The sequence below is a fragment of the Kitasatospora sp. NPDC048540 genome (assembly GCF_040651175.1).
Taxonomy (GTDB): Bacteria; Actinomycetota; Actinomycetes; order Streptomycetales; family Streptomycetaceae; genus Kitasatospora.
Window position 1 is genome coordinate 26,337 of the sequence record NZ_JBEZIR010000071.1, and the last position, 18,091, is coordinate 44,427.

Consider the following 18,091-nt stretch of genomic DNA (forward strand, 5'->3'; position numbering starts at 1 on the left):
CGACGGGGCGAAGGCTGCCCGACGCGGCACCGGGGCCGCCGGCGGGGCCGGGGTCAGGACTTGGCGCTGTCGCGGGCCAGGGCGACCAGACGGGAGATCGCCCGCAGGTACTTCTTGCGGTAGCCGCCGCGCAGCAGCTCCTCGGGGAAGACCCGGTCGAACGGGATGCCGGAGGCGGTGATCGGCAGCTCCCGGTCGTACATCCGGTCGGCGAGGACGACCAGCCGCAGCGCGGTGGACTGGTCGTCGACCTGGCGCACGCCGCGCAGGAAAACCGACCGGACGTCGTCCAGCAGCGCGCCGTAGCGGCTCGGGTGCACCTCCTTGAGGTGCTCCAGCAGGGAGTCGAAGTCGTCCAGCACCGCGCCGGGCGCCCGGCCGGCCCGCTCGGCGACCTCGGCGTCGGAGTACGGCGGCGGCGCCTCGGGCAGGCCGCGGTGGCGGTAGTCCTGGCCGTCGATCCGCAGCGGGCGGAAGTGCGCGGACAGGCCCTGGATCTCGCGCAGGAAGTCGGTGGCGGCGAACCGGCCCTCGCCGAGCTTCTCCGGGAGGGTGTTGGAGGTGGCGGCGAGCTTGACGCCGTTCTCGACCAGCCGGCTCAGCAGGGTGGAGACCAGCACGGTGTCGCCCGGGTCGTCGAGCTCGAACTCGTCGATGCACAGCAGGCGGTGTCCGGACAGCGTCTCGACGGCGCCCTTGAAGGTGAGCGCGCCGACCAGGTTGGTGAGCTCGACGAAGGTGCCGAACGCCTTGGGGCCGGGGGTGGCGTGCCAGAGCGAGGCCAGCAGGTGGGTCTTGCCGACGCCGTAGCCGCCGTCCAGGTAGATCCCGGACGGGCCGGCGGGGGCCGGGGCCGAGCGCCGGAACCAGCTGCGCTTCGGGGCGCCGGCGGCCGCGCCGTTGAGCCCGGCGGCGAACTGCTCCAGTACCTGCACGGCCTCGTACTGGCTCGGCTGGGTGGGGTCGGGGAGGTAGCTGCCGAAGCTGACCCCGGTGAAGCGCGGCGGCGGGACCATCTCGGCGACCAGGCGCTCGGCGGAGACGACGGGGCGGCGGTCGGCGAGCGCGGCCGGGCGGGTCACGGGTATCGCCTCGGCGGTCTCGGGGTGAGGGGCAGCAGACACGTGGAAAGGGTACGCCTTGGCGCGCGCCCCGCCGACGGCACGAGGGGGTGGGAGACTCTGGCCCATGCAGCAGCTGATCAATCCCCTGTCCGGGCCGGTGGACGACCTGTGGTCGCTCGAGTCGCTGGCCGAGGTGTACGCGTACCCGGAGCAGGTGGGCCGCGGCCTGCCGTGGCTGCGCGCCAACATGGTCAGCGGTCTGGACGGCGCGGCCCGGCTCGACGGTCTCTCGGAGGGGCTGTCCGGCGACGCCGACAAGCGGATCTTCGGTGTTCTGCGGGCGCTGGCGGACGTGGTGCTGGTGGGGGCCCAGACGGTCCGGGCGGAGGGGTACCGGCCGGCCCGGGCGCGGGCGGAGTTCGCGGCGGCCCGTGCGGCGGCCGGGCAGCCGCCGGCGCCGGTGATCGCGATCGTCTCGCGCGGGCTGGACCTCGACCTGACGGCGCCGCTGTTCACCGCGCCGCTGGTCAGGACGGTCGTGGTGACCTGCGAGAGCGCGCCCGCCGAGGCCCGCCGGGCGGTGGCCGCGGCGGCCGACCTGGTGGTGGCGGGCGAGGACGCGGTGGACCTGCCGACGGCGCTCGCGGAGCTGGCCGGCCGGGGCTGGCAGCGGCAGCTGACCGAGGGCGGTCCCCGGCTGCTGGGTCAGCTGGCGGCGGCCGGTCTGCTGGACGAACTCTGCCTGTCGCTGGCGCCGGTGCTCAGCGGCGGGGAGTCGCCGCGGATCCTGCACGGTCCGGCGCTGCCGTCCGCCGCGCGGATGCGGCTGGTGTCGTTGATCGAGCAGAACGGGTTCCTGTTCACCCGCTACCTGCGCGCCGCCGACACCGCGGCCGAGGCCTGATCGGTCCCGGGAACCGGGCGATCCCGCCCCACCGTGGCCCATGTGGCGCGTGAGCAGCGTGAGGAAAGCTTCCTCCGGGCAGTATGAGAAGGGACGCCGGACCCGGGGGCCTGCAACCGCGAAGGGACTCACGTGTTCAAGACCGTATTGATGATCGAAAAAGCACTCTCCGACGCCGATGTGGAGCTGGTCACCACCCTCCACGGCGAGGAGAAGGTCTCCTTCGTCGTCCTGATGCAGCCGCGCGGACGGCAGGACGAACTGCTGCGCGCGCTCGACGACGTGGCCCTCGGCCATCTCGACAAGGCGGTGCACGAACACGACGGGGAGGCGGCCGACAGCCCCACTCTTGCGAGCGAATCCCTGGCGCACAGCCTGCGCCACCTGCAGCGTGCGGGGGCCGAGGCCAGCGGCGAGGTGGTCCAGGACAGCCCGCTGGACCGGCTGCGCGAGGTGGTCGAGCAGCACCGGGCCGACGAGGTGCTGGTGCTCACCTCCCCGCACTTCGTGGAGGAGTTCTTCCACCGGGACTGGGCCTCCCAGGCCCGGCACAAGGTGGGTGTCCCGGTCCTGAAACTGTTCGCCCGGGACTCCTAGGCCCCACCGTCCGGTAGTGCAGAATCGTCCTTGCGGATCCTCCGCGAGGACGATTCGCCGTCCTGCCGCCACGGCCGCCCCGCCGCACCCGAGTACGGAGCACTCTCTTGAACGACGCCGCCCACGACCTGCACGCCCCGCACTTCATCGGTATCGGCGGCGCCGGCATGTCCGGCCTGGCGAAGATCCTCGCGGTGCGCGGCGCCAAGGTGTCCGGCAGCGATGCCAAGGAGTCCGAGACGGTCCTGGCGCTGCGCGAGCTCGGCGCCGAGGTGCACATCGGCCACGCCGCCGAGAACCTGCCCGCCGGCACCAGCAGCGTGGTGGTCTCCAGCGCGATCCGCACCGACAACCCGGAGCTGGCCGCCGCCCGCGAGCGCGGCATCCCGGTGGTGCACCGCTCCGACGCGCTGGCCGCGCTGATGGGCGGGCGCCGGGCGCTGGCGGTGGCCGGCACCCACGGCAAGACCACCACCACCAGCATGCTCGCGGTCAGCCTGGCCGAGCTGGGCCTGGACCCGTCCTACGCGATCGGCGGCGACCTGGACGCCCCCGGTTCCAACGCCCACCACGGCACCGGCGAGATCTTCGTCGCCGAGGCGGACGAGAGCGACCGCAGCTTCCACAAGTACGCGCCCGAGGTCGCGATCGTGCTCAACGTGGAGCTGGACCACCACGCGAACTACGCGTCGATGGAGGAGATCTACGAGTCCTTCGAGACCTTCGTCGGCCGGATCGTGCCCGGCGGCACCCTGGTGGTCTCCGCCGACCACGAGGGCGCCCGGGAGCTGACCGCCCGGGTGGCCGGCCGGCCCGGCCTGAACGTCGTCACCGTCGGCGCCGCCGAGGACGCCGACGTGCGGGTGCGCTCGGTGGTCGCCCGCGGCATGACCAGCGAGGTCACCGTCGAGCTGGACGGCGCCGAGCTGGTCTTCACGGTGTCGGTGCCCGGCCGGCACTACGCGCACAACGCGGTCTCCGCGCTGGCCGCGGGCGTCGCCCTCGGGGTCCCGGCCGCCGACCTGGCCAAGGCCATCGGCAGCTACACCGGCGTCCGCCGCCGTCTGCAGCTCAAGGGCGAGGCGGCCGGCGTCCAGGTGATCGACTCCTACGCCCACCACCCCACCGAGATGACCGCCGACCTGGAGGCCATCCGGGAGGCCGCCACCGGCCGGGTCCTGGTGGTCTTCCAGCCGCACCTGTTCAGCCGCACCCAGCAGCTGGCCGAGGAGATGGGGCAGGCGCTGGCGCTGGCCGACGCCTCGGTGGTGCTGGACATCTACCCGGCCCGCGAGGACCCGATCCCCGGTGTCACCAGCGAGCTGATCATCGACGCGGCCCGCCGGGCCGGTGCCGACGTCACCGCCGAGCACTTCTTCGCGGCCGCCCCCGCCCTGCTGGCGGGCCTGGCCCGGCCGGGCGACCTGCTGCTCACCATGGGTGCCGGTGACGTCACCAACCTGGGCCCCGAAATTCTGGCGCGCCTCGCGGACGTTGCAAGCTAACGCGTGTCTTACGGATCGGGCCCGGGCGGCCCGCGGCGTACCGGACGGGCGCCCGCCGGGCGCAGGATGGGGGTGCTCCCGGCCGGCGGCCGGGGGCGCCGTCCACGCACCGGCAGCGGTGCGTCGCCGGCCCGGCCCGATCCGCGGGAGGCGCGCCGGGTCTGCGAGCGACAGGCCTGACACCAGCGAGCCGGGGAGCCAGCCGTGAGCTACGAGATCGAGAAGACCGACGCCGAGTGGCGCGACCAGCTGACCCCGGAGGAGTACCACGTGCTCCGCGAGGCCGGCACCGAGCGCCCGCACGTCGGCGAGTACACCGACACCAAGACCGTCGGGGTGTACGCCTGCCGGGCCTGCGGCAGCGAACTGTTCAGCAGCGAGACCAAGTTCGACAGCCACTGCGGCTGGCCCTCGTACTACGCGCCGCTCGCCGGGGACCGGGTCGAGTACATCGAGGACACCACGCTCGGCATGCGCCGGGTGGAGGTCCGCTGCGCCCGCTGCGGCGGCCACCTCGGGCACGTCTTCGAGGGCGAGGGCTACGGCACGCCGACCGACCAGCGGTACTGCATCAACAGCATCTCGCTCACCCTGCGGCCCGCCGAGGGCTGAGCGGGGACCGGGTCCGGGCGGCGCGGTGCCGGCGGGCGGCGGGCGCGCCCGGAAGCCGCTGAGTAACCGTCCGATCACCGCCACCGCCGGGCCGCCCGCGCCGTGCCAGACTGATCATCGGTCAGGACGGCGGGGAGGCGCGCGGTGGCACAGCGGTACGGCACGGGGGTACTCGGGATGCTGGCGCAGGCCCAGCGCGAACAGCACCGCCAGGCGGAGGCCCAGCGCCGCTCCGCCGCCGCGGCGCAGGCCCGGTACGAACGTGACCAGCGGTCCGCCCAGCGTGCCGCCGCACAGGGGCAGCGCGAGGCGCTGCGCGCGTACCGGCAGGCCAGGGAGGACGACGCGGCCCGGCGGACCGCCGAACTCGACGCCCGGATGGCGCAGTTGCGGGGCATCCTGGCGCAGGGGCTGACCGGTCCGGCGTTCGGCCTGGCGCAGCTGGGACAGGCCGTCGAGCCGGCCCCGTTCGACCCCGGGCAGCTGGGCGTGCCGGTCACGCTGCCGGACCAGTCCTGGTACCACGTGGTCCCGCCGACCGGTCAGCAGCTGCTCGACCCCGGCATCCGCCGGGAGTACGAGGACCGGCTCGCGCACGCCCGGGCCCGCTTCGAGCACGACTGGTACGCGGCGCAGGCCGCCGAGCAGCAACGGCTGCGCCAACTCGAGGAGTACCGGGCGCAGTACGACGCCTGGGCCGCCGGGCAGCGCCGGTCGGCGGCCGCGCAGGGCGAACCGGCCAGGCGGCTGGCCGCCCGGCTCTCGGCGGGCGAACCCGCCGCGGTGGCGGAGTACTTCGAGACCGCGCTGGCCTGGCGCGGCGACTGGCCCGACGGCGTGCCGCAGGAGAGTTCGGCCGTCTGGGAGCCGGACCGGCGGCTGCTCGCGGTCGACGTCCTGCTGCCCGGGTACGAGGTCGTCCCGGCGCTGGCCCGCTACCGCTACGTCAAGGCGGACGACCGCGAGGCCGAGGTGAACCGGCCGGCCACCGAACGCAAGGAGGTCTACCGCGAGGTACTGGCCCAGTGCGCGCTGCGGGTGCTGACCGAGCTCTTCCGCGCCGACGCCGACGGGCTGCTCGACTCGGTGGCGCTCAACGGCTACGTGGCGGCGCCCGATCCGGCCACCGGCCGCCCGGACCGGCGGTACCTGCTGTCGGTCACGGTGACCCGGACCGGTCTGCTGTCCCTCGCGCTGGACCGGGTCGAACCGGTGAGCTGCCTGGTCGACGGGCTCGGCGGGGCGCTCTCGGCCCGCCCGGAGAAGCTCCAGCCGGTCCCACCCGCCCGACCCGCCGACACCACCGCCGCGGCGCCCGCGCCCGCGGCGCCCGTCGCGGCCCTCCGACCGCCGTCCGGTGACGGCGAGGAGCCGGACCTGTTCGTGATGGACCCGCTGGAGTTCGAGGAACTGGTCGCCGAGCTGTTCCGCCGCCGCGGCTTCCTCACCAGGACCACCGCGCGCAGCGGCGACCAGGGCGTGGACGTGGTCGCCGAGGACCCCGACCCGATCACCGGCGGACAGATCGTCATCCAGGCCAAGCGCTACCGGGGGCGGGTCGACCCGACCGCGGTCCGCGACCTGGACGCCACCCGGGTCCACCACGGCGCGAACAAGGGCATCCTGGTGACCACCGCGACCTTCGGCAAGGGCTCCCGGGACTGGGTCAAGGGCAAGCCGCTGACCCTGGTCGACGGCGAACAGCTGGTGGAACTGCTGCACCAGCACGGCCTGTCCGGCCGGCTCGGCGCCCGCCCCGGGACCGCCGGTGCCGCGCGGCCCCGCGGCGTCCCGGCCCGGGCGGCGCGGGCCGAGCCGCTGGCGCCCGGGCAGAACGTCGTCCTGCCCGACGCCGACCTGGCCGAGCTGTCCGTCGTGTTCGGCGCCGCCGGGGCCGAGGCCGACCTCACGCTGCTGCTGCTCACCGCCGACGGCACCGTCCGCGGCGACCAGGACTTCGTCTTCTACCACCAGCTGCGGGCGGCCGGCGGCGCCGTGGTGCTCGGCCCGAAGGGGACGTCCGGCGGCCTCGCGACCGAGACCGCGACCATCCGGCCGCGGTCGCTGCCGGCCGCGGTGCAGCGGGTCGCCGTCTCGGTGAACATGGACACCGATGCGGGCACCGACTGCGGGCAGCTGCGGGACGCCCGGCTGGAGGTGCGCGGCGCCGCCGGTACCGGCTGGACCTTCACGCCGCCCGCCGACCCCGGCATCTCCGCGATGCTGGTCGCCGAGGTCTACCGGCACCGGGCCGGCGCCGCCGACGAGGTGTGGAAGCTGCGCGCGGTCGGCCAGGGCTGGTCCGACGGCCTGGCGGGCCTGGCCCGCGCCCACGGCGTGGAGATCGAGTAGCCGGAGCCGCCCGACACCGTCAGGAGGCGAGGTCCCGGACGTGCTTCAGCTCGCCGGCGCAACGCCGGTAGCCGAGCCAGGCGTTGATCGCCAGCATCGGCCCGTTGGTGCCGTCGTTGCTGGTGTACGCCGCGGTCAGGCCGGCCGCGCGGGCCCGGTGCAGGGAGTCCAGCTTGGCGAGCTTGGCCAGGCCCCGGCCGCGGAACTCGGGACGGGTCGCCGTGAAGGCCGACCAGTACCGGGTGGCGCCGTCGGTCTGCACCGCGCTGAGCGCCGCCGGGACGCCGTCCGCCACCGCGACCGTGGTGAGCGCGCGGTCGAGGTCCGGGCGGCCCCAGACCTCGGCGAGCCACTCCTCGTACGGCTGGGCGTCCAGCCGCAGGTCGCCCGGCTCGTCCAGGGACCCGGCCACGTCGATCAGGTACAGCGGGTACGGGTCGGCCAGGAAGGCGTCCGCGGGGCGCAGTTCGACGCCGGGCGGCGGCGGGGTGAGCGGCGGCAGGCCGGCGGTCAGGTCCAGGTGTCCGAAGTAGGCGACGCGGCCCGCGCGGTAGCCGTACCGGGCGGCGAAGGCCAGGTCACCCGGCCGGTCGTCGACCCAGCCGTGCGCCTGGGTGGTGCCCCCGGCCCGCAGCACCTGCTCGGCGGCGGCCAGCAGCGCCGCCCCGGCGCCGCGGCGGCGGTGCTCCGGCACCACGCTGACGTTGAGGAAGGCCTGGTGCGGGGTGACACTGTCGGTCAGCTCGCCGAACCTGGCCGAACCGACGACCAGACCGTCCGACTCCGCGACCAGCAGGTGGTAGTGCGGGCGGGCGGCCAGCCAGCGGACCACCTCGGGGGTGGAGATCAGATGCGGCCGGCCGGCCTGGTGGGCGGCGGTCGCCGCGACGGCGTCGGACGGGCGGAAGGCACGGACGGTGACAGTCATAGGCGGGCCACGTTAGCCACTCCGGTGGCCGGGCGCCGCTGAAATATCCGGGGCCCCGCGGAAAGCTCAAGTTCAGCTCTGAGATTGCCGGGGACGGGTTGGCAGTGGGCCCCCGGGGATACACCCTCAGCATCAGGGCGGGCGCGCGACGGAGCCCCCCGCCCGGGCCGGTACCTTTGCCCTTCTTCCCTGTCTTTCCTCTCCCATGCCGTTTCGGCAGCACCTCCGGAAGGAGGCGTCACCATGACAGACCGCACCGCGACCGCGGCTGCGACCGCACCCCGGCTGGGCGTCGGCATCGGCTGGCGGTCCGAGATCGACACCGTGGTGGAGCGGCTGCCCGGCCTCGACTGGGTCGAGGTGGTCGCCGAGAACATCTGCGCCGGGCACCTGCCCGAGTCGCTGACCGCACTGCGCGCCCGGGGCGTCACGGTCGTCCCGCACGGCGTCTCGCTCGGCCTCGGCGGCGCCGAGCCGCCGGACCGCACCCGGCTGGCCCGGCTGGCCGAGGTGGCCGAGGCGGTCGCCGCGCCGCTGGTCACCGAGCACCTGGCGTTCGTCCGGGCGGGCGGCCTGGAGGCCGGACACCTGCTGCCGGTGCCGCGCTCCCGGGAGTCGCTGCGGGTGATCGCGGAGAACATCCGGATCGCCCAGCAGGAGCTGCCGGTGCCGCTGGCCCTGGAGAACATCGCCGCCCACCTGCGCTGGCCCCAGGACGAGTTCACCGAGGGCGAGTTCCTCGCCGAACTGGTCGAACGGACCGGGGTCCGGCTGCTGGTCGACGTCGCCAACCTGCACACCAACCGGGTCAACCTCGGCCTCGACGTCAGTGCCGAACTCGACCGGCTGCCGCTGGAGGCGATCGCCTACGTCCACGTGGCCGGCGGCATCGAGCGCGGCGGCGTCTGGCACGACACCCACGCCCATCCGGTCACCGCACCCGTCCTGGAGGTGCTGGCCGAACTGTGCGCCCGCACCGCACCGCCCGGCGTCCTGCTGGAGCGGGACACCGACTTCCCGCCGCCGGCCGAACTGGCCGGCGAACTCGACGCCATCCGCCGGGTCCTGACCCAGCAGGTGCAGCATGTCTGAGCGCGACGAGTACGTGCTGCGCGGCGGCGACGGCGAGGCCGACCCCGAACTGCTGATGGCCCGCGCCCGGCTCGCCCGGCAGCAGACCGACCTGCTGGCCGCCCTCGTCGCCGACGGCCCGGTGCCCGACGGCTTCGACCCCGAACAGGTCCGCACCCAGGCCGAGGGCCTGGCCGCCAAGCGCCGGGACACCGTCGCCCGGGTGGCCCCGGACCTGGCGGCGATCCTCGGCGAGGCGTACGACCCGCTGTTCCGCCGGTACGCGCGGCAGCACCGGCAGAGCGGCGGCTACCGGGCCGACGCCCGGGCGTTCGCCGAATGGGCGCTGACCGCCGAGCCCGCGACACCGTGGCGCGGCGCCCTCACCCAGTGGCTCCGGCCGGCCGGCACCGGGCGGCTGCGCCGCCGCTTCGGCCGCTGAGCCGGGCCGGCCCGCCGGCCGGCCGCAGCACCACCTCACGACCCATCCGACGGGGGACGACACACCATGTGGCACACACACTTCCTCATCGCCTGCGCCCTGGTGGCCGTGGGCATGATCTGGACCTCCACCGCCCTGCGGCGGATGCGGCGGGTCCCCAACCCGCAGGGGCTGCCGGGCCGCGGCCTGGCGCTGTTCGACGCCGCCTTCCTGGCCGGGGGGCCGGGCCGGGTCGCCGACACGGCGATCGTCCGGATGGAGCGCGAGGGCCGGATCGTGGTGTCCCGCGACCGGACCGTCACGATCACCGACCCGGCGCCGCGCGACGCGGTGGAGGCGGCACTGATCGAGGCGGCCGGCCCGGCCCGGCGCCTGGACCTCGACGCGCTGCGCCGCAAGGTCGCCCGCGCGGACGCGGTGCAGGAGATCGGCGACCGGCTCGCCGACCGGGGCCTGATGCGCCGTCCGGACCTGCACCGGGCGGTGGTACGGGCCCGCCGCTTCTGGCTGCTTGCCATGGCGGCCACGGTCGTCCTGGCGGTCATGGCCTCGTTCGCCTGGATCGACCGGATCTCCGAGGAGAACGACTTCTCCTTCCCCCCGTTCCCCGCGTTCGCCGTCCTGCTGATCGTCGGTCTGATCGGTCTGGTGTCCACCCGGCCGGGCCGGGCCCGGATCACCCCGGCCGGCAAGCGGCAGCTGGCGCTGATGCAGCAGGGCGCGCCCTGGCAGCCCCACGACACCGGCTCCACCTCGACCGCGGACCTGCTGCTCTTCGGCGGGGTGGCGCTCGGCGGGGCGGCGGTGCTCGGCGACGACGTGCTGCGCCAGAGCCTGCTGCCGCGGATCGGCTCGCCCTCGGCGGGTTCGTCGGACTCCTCGGGCTCCACCTGCTCGACCGCCGTCTGGTGCGGCAGCAGCTCGGACTCCGGCTCCTCCTCCAGCAGCTGCGGATCGTCCAGCAGCTGCGGCTCCAGCAGCAGTTGCGGCTCGTCGAGCAGCTGCGGGTCCTCCTCGTCCAGCTGCGGATCGTCCAGCAGCTGTGGCTCCAGCAGCAGTTGCGGATCCAGCTGCGGCGGTGGCGGCGGCTGCGGGTCCTGACCGGGACGGTTCGGTCACAGTTCGGTATCGCGCTCCGGGGTTGTGTTCCGCCGGTGTCCCGGACCGGAATACAACAGCCCCATGTGGCTGCTCCTGCTGATCCCCGCCTGCGTCACGGCCGTCCTCTCCTGCCTGCGGCTGGTCCGGGTCGCCGCCACCTTCGGCCCCGACCCGGACGGCCCGGCGGACGCGAGCGGGCGATCGGCCGGCGTCGGCCTGTACGAGACCGCGTACCTGGCCGGCGGGCCGACCCGGGTGGTCGACCTGGTACTGGTGCTGATGGCGGCCCGGGGCCGGCTGCACCTGGCCCACACCGGCTGGACCACCGTGGTCGACCCGCAGGGCCGCAGCCGGCTGGAGCGGGCGCTGATCGGCTCGGTCGGCCGCGACGGCCAGTGCCGGACCGCCCGGCTGCGCACGGCGCTGGCCGGGCACCCGACGGTGCTGGAGATCGGCGAACGGCTCGCCGCCGCCGGGCTGGCGACCCCGCCACGGGTGCGCGAGGCCACGGTGCTGGCGGTCCGTCAGGTCAGGACGGCGTTCCTGGCGGCGCTGGCCCTGCTGGCGGTGGCTCTGCTGCTGGGCGGGCCCGGGACGGCGGGGCCCGCGGCGGCCTGGTTCGCGCTCCCGCTGGTCCTCACCGGCGGGACGCTGCTGATGGCCCGGGTCGACGTGCACCCGTACACCCGGTGGGCCGCACCGGCCGGACAGCGGGTGCTGCGGGCGGCGCGGCTGCCGCAGCAGCACGGCGGACCGGTCGACGACGCCGAGCGCGAGCTGCTCACAGCGGTCGCCATGGTCGGCCCGCAGGCCGTACCGGACGCGCGGCTGCGGGCGGCGCTGCTGCACTGAGGCCGGCGCCGCCCGCGACGGCGGTCAGGCCAGGCCGGCCAGCAGGTCGGCGACGGGCTTGCGGCGGCCGGTGAAGAACGGCACCTCCTCGCGCACGTGCAGCCGGGCCCGGGACGGGCGCAGGTCGCGCATCAGGTCGACGATCCGGTGCAGCTCGTCCGCCTCGAAGGCGAGCAGCCACTCGTAGTCGCCGAGCGCGAAGGAGGCCACCGTGTTGGCCCGGACGTCCGGGTAGCCGCGGGCCATCATGCCGTGCTCGGCGAGCATCGCCCGGCGCTCCTCGTCCGGCAGCAGGTACCACTCGTAGGAGCGGACGAACGGGTAGACGCAGACGTAGTCGCGGGCCCGCTCGTCGGCCAGGAACGCCGGGATGTGCGACTTGTTGAACTCCGCCGGGCGGTGCAGCGCCATGTTCGACCAGACCGGCTCCAGCACCCGGCCGACAGCGGTGCGACGGAAGCGGTTGTACGCCTCCTGGAGGTCGTCCGAGTTCTCCGCGTGCCACCAGATCATCAGGTCGGCGTCGGCGCGCAGCCCGGAGACGTCGTAGGTGCCGCGCACCGTCACGTCCTTGGCGTCGAGCTGGGCGAACAGCTCGTCCACCTCGGCGGCCAGCGCGGCCCGGTCCTCGGGCAGCTCGCCCTTCAGCTTGAACACCGACCACATGGTGTAGCGGATGACCTGGTTGAGGTCACGGGCCTTCTTCTTCACGGGCTGGTCTGCAGTGGTCTCAGTCATGCGTCCATTCTCCCTTCACCGTGCGGGGTGCCCCGCACGGGGTCGGCGGCGCCGCCGGCGCCACCCAGCTCGTCGACGGCCCGGCGGGCACTGGCGATGCAGGCCGGGATGCCCACCCCGTCGTACACGGCGCCGCACACCGCCAGCGCCCCCGCGCCCGCCACCGCGGCCCTGATCCGGGCCACCCGGTCCAGGTGCCCGACGGGGTACTGCGGCAGGCCGCCGCCCCACCGGGTGACCGCCGTGTCGTACGGCCGGGCGCGCAGGCCCACCGCCCGGTCCAGGTCGGCGAGCGAGCGGGCGACCAGTTCCCCGTCCGGCAGGCCGAGCGCCTGCTCCTCGCGGTGGCGGCCGAGCGAGGTGCGCAGCAGGAAGGCGTCGGGTGCGGCGCGCTCCAGCCAGCCCCACTTGTTGGAGGAGAACGTGGCGGCCTTGATCGCACGGCCGTCCACCGGGGGCACCAGGAAGCCGCTGCCGGTGAGCGGGCGGTCCAGCTCCGCGCGGTGGAAGGCCATCGTCACCAGGGCCATCCCGGCGTACTCCACCCCGGCCAGTTCGGCGGCGGCCGCCGGGACCTCGGCCCGCAGCAGGGCGGCGGCCTGCGGCGCGGGGACGGCCAGCACCACGGCGTCGGCGGTGAACTCCTCCTCGCCGGCGGTCACCCGCCAGCCGTCCGCGGTCCGGGCCAGCCCGGACACCGCGGTGCCGGTGCGCAGGTCGGCACCGGCCTTGCGGCAGTACGCGGCGACGGCCTCCGGGAGGGTCCCGATGCCGCCGCGCAGCCCCTGGAACACCGGGCCGGCGGCCCCGCCCGCGGCGTGGGCCCGGCCGAGCAGCCGGTGCACGCCGTCGACCAGCGGACCGCCGTCCCGGGCGGCGGCCAGCAGCTGCGGGACGGCGGCCCGCAGCGAGATCTCGTCCGAGCGGCCGGCGTAGACCCCGCCGAGCAGCGGCTCGACCAGCCGGTCGACCACCTCCCGGCCGAGCCGCTCGGCGACGTAGCGGCCGATGGCGGTGTCCTCGCCGAGCTCCGCCGGGACGTCCCGGCCGGCCCTGGCCAGGCCTTCGGCCGAGAGCACACCGGAGGCGGCCAGGGCGGCCAGGTCGCCGGGGACCCCCATCAGCTGGCCGGCCGGCAGCGGGCGCAGCTCCCCCCTGGTCCACACCGCGGCCTTTGCGGTGGTCGGCGGCTCCAGCTCCGCGTCCAGGCCCACCAGGCGGGCCAGCTCGACCGCCTCGGGCCGCCTGGCCAGCATCGACTCGGCGCCGAGGTCGACCCGGACCCCGCCGACCAGGCCGGACATCAGCTTGCCGCCCAGGTGCCCGGACGCCTCCAGGAGGGTCACCCGGGCCCGGGGGGCGCCGCCGGGCGGCCCGCTCAGGAAGGCGGCCGCGGCCAGTCCCGCGATGCCGCCGCCCACGACCACGACATGAGGCACGGCAGGCGGCAGGACGGGCGGCACGACAGGGGGCACGACATGAGGTTCTGCCATGCCCGGAAGTCTTCCAGGTCTTACGGACCGGCCACGAACCAGCCCGGGCGGCTCATTCCCGCAACTGCGACCGCAGCAGGGGGAAGACCGTGCGCACCCGCTCGGCGGTGCGGTGGTCCAGCCGGGTGCGGCGCAGGTCGGCGGCTTCGAGGTGGCGCAGCGCGAAGAAGGACTCCGGCAGCGTGGTGAGTTCGTTGAAGGACAGGTCGAGCCGGCGCAGGCCCGGCGTGGCGGCGAAGGCGTCGTCGGGCAGGGCGGTGAGGGCCGGCCGCAGGATCCGGCCGCCGTTCTTCTTCTCGCCCCAGCGGTCGATCTCCAGGTGCTCCAGCGTGGTGATGCCCCACACGGCGTCCAGCAGCGCGTGGTCCGGTTCGGGCTGGAAGGTCCAGGGGGTGTGGCCGCTCAGCCGCAGGACCCGCAGGTGCGGCAGCCGGGCGAGGTCGGGCAGCCGGTGGAGGCCGGCCGAGAGCGAGCCGCGCAGGTCGAGGTGGACCAGCCCGGTCAGGGCCAGCAGCGCGTCCGGGACCTCGGTGAGCCAGGTGCGGGCGAGGGACAGCTCGCGCAGGCCGGTCAGGGCGGTCACCGGCAGCGGGAAGGCGACCGGGTCGTCGTACCCGCCGGGCTGCAGGGCGGACAGGTCCAGCTCCCGCAGCGCGCCGAGGCCGGCCAGGGCCTCGGGCACCGCGCAGCTCAGGTCGGCCGCGCGCAGCACCTCCAGCCGGGCGAGGGCGCCGAGCCGGTCGGGCAGCGCCTCGAAGCGGTTCCCGGAGATGTCCAGCACCCGCAGCTCGGCCAGGTCGCCGACGGTGTCGGGGAGCCGGCGCAGCCCGGTGCCGGAGAGGTCGAGCTCACGCAGGGCGGTCAGGGTGCCGAGGCGCGGGTCGAGGTCGCCGAGGTCCGGGTTGTCGGACAGGTCGAGGGAGCGCAGCGCGGGGAAGCGGAACAGCTGCGCCGGGAGTCCGCGCAGCTTGCGGCCGGAGAGGTCGAGTTCGGTGATCTCGCCGGCGCGGACGAGCAGGGCGTCCAGTTCGTCGAGGGCGGCGAGGTGCGCGGGCCGGACGCCGGGCCGCAGCACGGTCCGGCCGGCCCGCAGCTCGGCGGCGGTGCGGCGCAGGTCCACGTCGCCGTCGGCGTCCAGCAGGGCGGGCAGGACGACCTGGTCCAGCTCGTCGTCGGTGAAGTCGACCGGGCGGTCGGTGCGGTGGGGGTCGGCGGCGAGCAGCGCGGCGGGCTGCTCGCCGAAGGACATCGAGAAGTACAGGCCGCTGATGACCACCGGTGCGGTGGTGCGGCCGCCGACCACCAGCAGGCCGCCGTCGTCGCCGTAGCTGCCCTGGACGCCGTCGGCGGCGGTCAGATCGCCGCGGACCACCACGTTGGGGCAGCCGGAGAGCAGCACCGCACGGGCCGTCAGACCGCCGGTGACCAGCAGGAAGTTGCCGCCCGCCGAGTCCCACCAGTCCAGCGCGCCGCCGACGGTCAGGTCGCCGTCGACGATGACGTTGTACGGGACCCAGTCGCCGTCGCTCTCCGCCGCCAGGTCGCCGGGGACGGCGAGCCCGCCCTCGTAGAGGCGGATCTCCTGCTCGTCGGCGAACTCCCGGAACGGGTACTCGACCTCGGCCGAGACCTGGAAGCGGGCCTCGGCCTCGTCCGCGCCGATGATGCGGTAGCCGGGCGCCGCCGTGCCGTGGGTCGTCATGCCGGGGATGCTAGTGCCGCACACCGACAGCCCGGCGGGCGGGCGGACAGCCGGACAGCCGGGCAGGCAGGAGGGCGGGCGGGCTCCGCGGTCTAACGGCCGAGGACCGCGCCGCCGTTGAGGCCGATGACCTGGCCGGTCAGGTAGCCGGCGTCGGGCGAGGCGAGGTAGCCGACGGCGGCCGCGACGTCCGCCGGGGTGCCGGCCCGGCCGACCAGGGTGTCGGCGACCTTGCCGGCGTGGAACTCCGGGGTCCAGCCGGCGCCGAAGATCTCGGTGTCGGCGACGTACCCGGGGGCGAGCACGTTGACCGTGACACCGTCCGGACCGAGCTGCCTGGCCAGGCCGAACGCCCAGCCGTGCAGGGCCGCCTTGGCCGCCGCGTACGATCCCGCCGAGTGCGGGCCCGCCCCGCCGCGCTGGGCGGCCGCCGAACTGATCACCACCAGCCGGCCCCCGGGCCGGCGCAGCGCACCCTGCAGGGCGCTGGTGAGCAGCACCGCGGTGAGCAGGTTGGTGTCCAGGTCCCGCCGCCAGGAGTCGGCGAGGGCGGCGAGGGTGTCGTCGGCGGGCGGGGTGATGATCGCACCGGCGTTGTTGACCAGGACGTCGACCGGTCCGAGCGCCCGGATCCGGGCGGCCGCGGCCTCCACCTGCCCGGGGTCGGTCAGGTCGGCGGGGACGGCGAGGGCCGTACCGGGCCCGGTGAGCCGCCCGATCTCCCCGGCGGCGCGCTCCAGCGGCTCCGCACGGCGGCCGAGCAGCACCACCCGGCAGCCGTCCTCGGCGAGCCGGCCGGCGATGGCCCGCCCGATCCCGCTGCCGCCACCCGACACCACTGCCAGCCGCTCGGTCATCCCTGCCCCCGGTCCACATCGACGGACGATCATCTGCCCGGCAGCGTAGACCGGCCGCGGTGGCGGGGTCCGGCGGACGGACGGAAGGAGACCGGGACCACCCGGGGGTGCCAGGATCGCGGTATGACCGACGTGCTGACCGTGACGACCACCACCGACAGCGCGGAGTTCGCGGCCGCGCTGGCCCGCTCCGCAGTGACCGCCAAACTGGCCGCCTGCGCCCAGGTGGACGGCCCGATCACCTCCGTCTACCGGTGGCAGGGCGAGCTGGAGACGGCACGGGAGTGGCGGGTGGTGCTCAAGACCACCGTGGCGCGCTATCCGGAGCTGGAGGCGCACCTGGTGGACGGCCACCCGTACGACACCCCGGAGGTCCTGGCGACGCCGGTCACGGCGGGCAGTCCCGGCTATCTGGCGTGGGTGGTGGAGCAGACGGCGCGCGGCTGAGCCCGTCCGCGGCCCTCGCGGCGACCAGCTCCCGGACCCGCCCGGCCTCCTCCCCACGCCCCCCGCGGCCGCCCGCGAGGTGGCGCGCCGGCGCGGTGCGCGGCCTGACCGATCGCCATCCGGTCGGCCTGGAGCGCGAGTCCGGTGAACAGTCCCCCGCTGATCTCGTCCACGCCGCCGTTCTACATCCGAACGCGTCCGGTACGTGACCGGGTTGGGACCAACCGACGGGATCCTGCGGGGAGGCGGCTGCGTCGAACCCGCAGTACGCGCCCACGGCGGGCGCGGCCGAGAACAACGGGGAGGGCCTGGAATCGTGACGGGACGAAGAATCGTGGCAGCCGTGGGGGTCGCGGCGGTGCTCCTGCTGAGCGGCTGCTCGGCGGACTCGGGGAGCACGAAGTCGGCGACGGGCGACCGGGCGGCGGCGCCGGCCGTGGCCGCCCCGGGCGGCGGGCAGCCGGCCGCGGCGGACGGCAAGGCGCCGGCCGACGCGAAGCAGTCCGGGGGCGGCGCGGCGCAGGCCCCGGCGGTGGACCCCAAGTACATCGAGTACAAGGCCCAGTTGAGCCTGGAGGTGAAGGACGTCGGCCGGACGGTGACCGCGGCCACCGACGCGGTGCAGGCGGCCGGCGGCTACGTCGGCAGCCAGTCGGTGTCCGCCGGCGACGCCCAGCTGACCCTCAAGGTGCCCTCCGCCGGGCACCAGCGGATGCTGGACCAGCTGGCCGCGCTCGGTACCAGGACGCTCCGGCTGACCAGCCAGGCCGAGGACCTCACCCAGCAGATGGTGGACGTCGACAGCCGGGTGAAGACCCAGCAGGCGAGCGTGGACCGGGTCCGCGCGCTGATGGCGGACGCCAAGACGCTGGCCGAGGTGGTGTCGCTGGAGAGCGAGCTGAGCCGGCGCGAGGCCGACCTGGAGTCGCTCAAGCGCCAGCAGCAGGAGCTGTCGGCGCGGACCTCCTTCTCCACCATCACGCTGGAGCTGCACACCGAACGGGCGCCGGCGCCGGAGCCCGCCGCGAAGAAGAGGACCGGCCTGGCGGCCTCGGTCGGACACGCCGCCGCGGGTGGCTGGCACGTCCTGGTGCTGCTGGTCCAGGGGCTGCTGGTGGCGCTGGCGGCGGTCGCGCCGTTCCTGCTGGTGGCCGTGCCGGTCGGGGTACTGGTCCGGGTGCTGCTGCGGCGCCGTGCCGCGCGCCCCGCCGCCGTGCGGGCGGCCGCCCCGGTCCGGGTGACGGGCGCCGGCCCGTGGGCCGCTCCGGCGCCGCCGGCCACCGCACCGGGGACACCCCCGGCGCCCCCGGTGGCCCCGGCGGAGGACGCCGCCCCGCCGAGCTGACCCGACGGCGCCGCCCGGCTGCCACGCCCCCGGGGGGGCGGGCGGCCGGGCGGCCGCGGGGCGCGCGGCCGGGCCCGCGCG

Annotated in this window: 17 protein-coding genes; 11 read left to right on the forward strand and 6 right to left on the reverse strand. The window is 75.5% G+C overall.

From position 1 onward, the window contains the following. Positions 1-53: 53 nt before the first annotated feature. Positions 54-1,124 (reverse strand): cell division protein ZapE, encoded by a 1,071-nt coding sequence (gene zapE / locus AB0D08_RS25160; RefSeq protein ID WP_033820134.1) that lies wholly within the window; start codon positions 1,122-1,124, stop codon positions 54-56. Positions 1,125-1,188: 64 nt separating this feature from the next. On the opposite strand from zapE, the gene AB0D08_RS25165 reads away from it, so the two are divergent. The 5 genes from AB0D08_RS25165 to AB0D08_RS25185 all read left to right on the forward strand — a co-directional run bounded on the left by AB0D08_RS25165 (position 1,189) and on the right by AB0D08_RS25185 (position 7,034). After that, on the forward strand, positions 1,189-1,968 hold the full coding sequence (locus tag AB0D08_RS25165; protein WP_051812255.1) for a pyrimidine reductase family protein: 780 nt from the start codon (positions 1,189-1,191) through the stop codon (positions 1,966-1,968). A gap of 132 nt (positions 1,969-2,100) precedes the next feature. Further along, positions 2,101-2,565, forward strand: coding sequence for an indole-3-glycerol phosphate synthase (locus AB0D08_RS25170; protein ID WP_149038103.1), 465 nt, complete (start codon positions 2,101-2,103; stop codon positions 2,563-2,565). Between the two features lie 128 nt (positions 2,566-2,693). Beyond that, positions 2,694-4,070: a UDP-N-acetylmuramate--L-alanine ligase gene (gene murC / locus AB0D08_RS25175; protein ID WP_359891791.1), complete on the forward strand. Its 1,377-nt coding sequence runs from the start codon at positions 2,694-2,696 to the stop codon at positions 4,068-4,070. Positions 4,071-4,274: 204 nt separating this feature from the next. Then, entirely contained in the window at positions 4,275-4,682 is a 408-nt protein-coding gene (gene msrB / locus AB0D08_RS25180) for a peptide-methionine (R)-S-oxide reductase MsrB (protein ID WP_033820133.1), read from the forward strand. Between the two features lie 144 nt (positions 4,683-4,826). After that, positions 4,827-7,034, forward strand: a complete 2,208-nt coding sequence (locus AB0D08_RS25185) for a restriction endonuclease (RefSeq protein ID WP_359891773.1) — start codon at positions 4,827-4,829, stop codon at positions 7,032-7,034. A 19-nt stretch (positions 7,035-7,053) separates the two neighbouring features. On the opposite strand, the gene AB0D08_RS25190 is transcribed toward AB0D08_RS25185, so the two are convergent. Beyond that, on the reverse strand, positions 7,054-7,962 hold the full coding sequence (locus tag AB0D08_RS25190; protein ID WP_359891776.1) for a GNAT family N-acetyltransferase: 909 nt from the start codon (positions 7,960-7,962) through the stop codon (positions 7,054-7,056). 243 nt (positions 7,963-8,205) lie between these two features. Here AB0D08_RS25190 and AB0D08_RS25195 point away from each other — a divergent pair, with 243 nt between their 5' ends. From AB0D08_RS25195 to AB0D08_RS25210, 4 genes are all read left to right on the forward strand, one after another. After that, the gene (locus tag AB0D08_RS25195) at positions 8,206-9,054 is read left to right on the forward strand and encodes a DUF692 domain-containing protein (RefSeq protein WP_051812551.1); all 849 of its coding nucleotides are present in this window, start codon (positions 8,206-8,208) and stop codon (positions 9,052-9,054) included. After that, positions 9,047-9,475 carry a hypothetical protein gene (locus AB0D08_RS25200; protein ID WP_063794369.1) on the forward strand — a complete coding sequence of 143 codons (429 nt, stop codon included), beginning with the start codon at positions 9,047-9,049 and terminating at the stop codon, positions 9,473-9,475. The genes AB0D08_RS25195 and AB0D08_RS25200 overlap by 8 nt, the downstream gene beginning before the upstream one ends. Before the next feature lie 66 nt (positions 9,476-9,541). Then, entirely contained in the window at positions 9,542-10,576 is a 1,035-nt protein-coding gene (locus AB0D08_RS25205) for a TIGR04222 domain-containing membrane protein (protein ID WP_051812548.1), read from the forward strand. 81 nt (positions 10,577-10,657) lie between these two features. Next, positions 10,658-11,428 (forward strand): TIGR04222 domain-containing membrane protein, encoded by a 771-nt coding sequence (locus AB0D08_RS25210; protein WP_359891780.1) that lies wholly within the window; start codon positions 10,658-10,660, stop codon positions 11,426-11,428. 24 nt (positions 11,429-11,452) lie between these two features. On the opposite strand, the gene hemQ is transcribed toward AB0D08_RS25210, so the two are convergent. From hemQ to AB0D08_RS25230, 4 genes are all read right to left on the reverse strand, one after another. Further along, the gene (hemQ, locus tag AB0D08_RS25215; protein WP_033820748.1) at positions 11,453-12,166 is read right to left on the reverse strand and encodes a hydrogen peroxide-dependent heme synthase; all 714 of its coding nucleotides are present in this window, start codon (positions 12,164-12,166) and stop codon (positions 11,453-11,455) included. Then, complete coding sequence (hemG, locus tag AB0D08_RS25220; protein WP_051812546.1) at positions 12,163-13,659, reverse strand: protoporphyrinogen oxidase; 1,497 nt, start codon at positions 13,657-13,659, stop codon at positions 12,163-12,165. The genes hemQ and hemG overlap by 4 nt, the downstream gene beginning before the upstream one ends. A gap of 52 nt (positions 13,660-13,711) precedes the next feature. Beyond that, the gene (locus tag AB0D08_RS25225) at positions 13,712-15,361 is read right to left on the reverse strand and encodes a leucine-rich repeat domain-containing protein (protein ID WP_359891784.1); all 1,650 of its coding nucleotides are present in this window, start codon (positions 15,359-15,361) and stop codon (positions 13,712-13,714) included. 92 nt (positions 15,362-15,453) lie between these two features. Further along, positions 15,454-16,218: an SDR family oxidoreductase gene (locus AB0D08_RS25230; protein WP_033820745.1), complete on the reverse strand. Its 765-nt coding sequence runs from the start codon at positions 16,216-16,218 to the stop codon at positions 15,454-15,456. A 123-nt stretch (positions 16,219-16,341) separates the two neighbouring features. On the opposite strand from AB0D08_RS25230, the gene cutA reads away from it, so the two are divergent. Both cutA and AB0D08_RS25240 read left to right on the forward strand, forming a co-directional pair. Continuing rightward, entirely contained in the window at positions 16,342-16,665 is a 324-nt protein-coding gene (cutA, locus tag AB0D08_RS25235; protein ID WP_033820744.1) for a divalent-cation tolerance protein CutA, read from the forward strand. 316 nt (positions 16,666-16,981) lie between these two features. Then, positions 16,982-18,010: a DUF4349 domain-containing protein gene (locus AB0D08_RS25240; RefSeq protein WP_359891788.1), complete on the forward strand. Its 1,029-nt coding sequence runs from the start codon at positions 16,982-16,984 to the stop codon at positions 18,008-18,010. Positions 18,011-18,091: the final 81 nt, after the last annotated feature.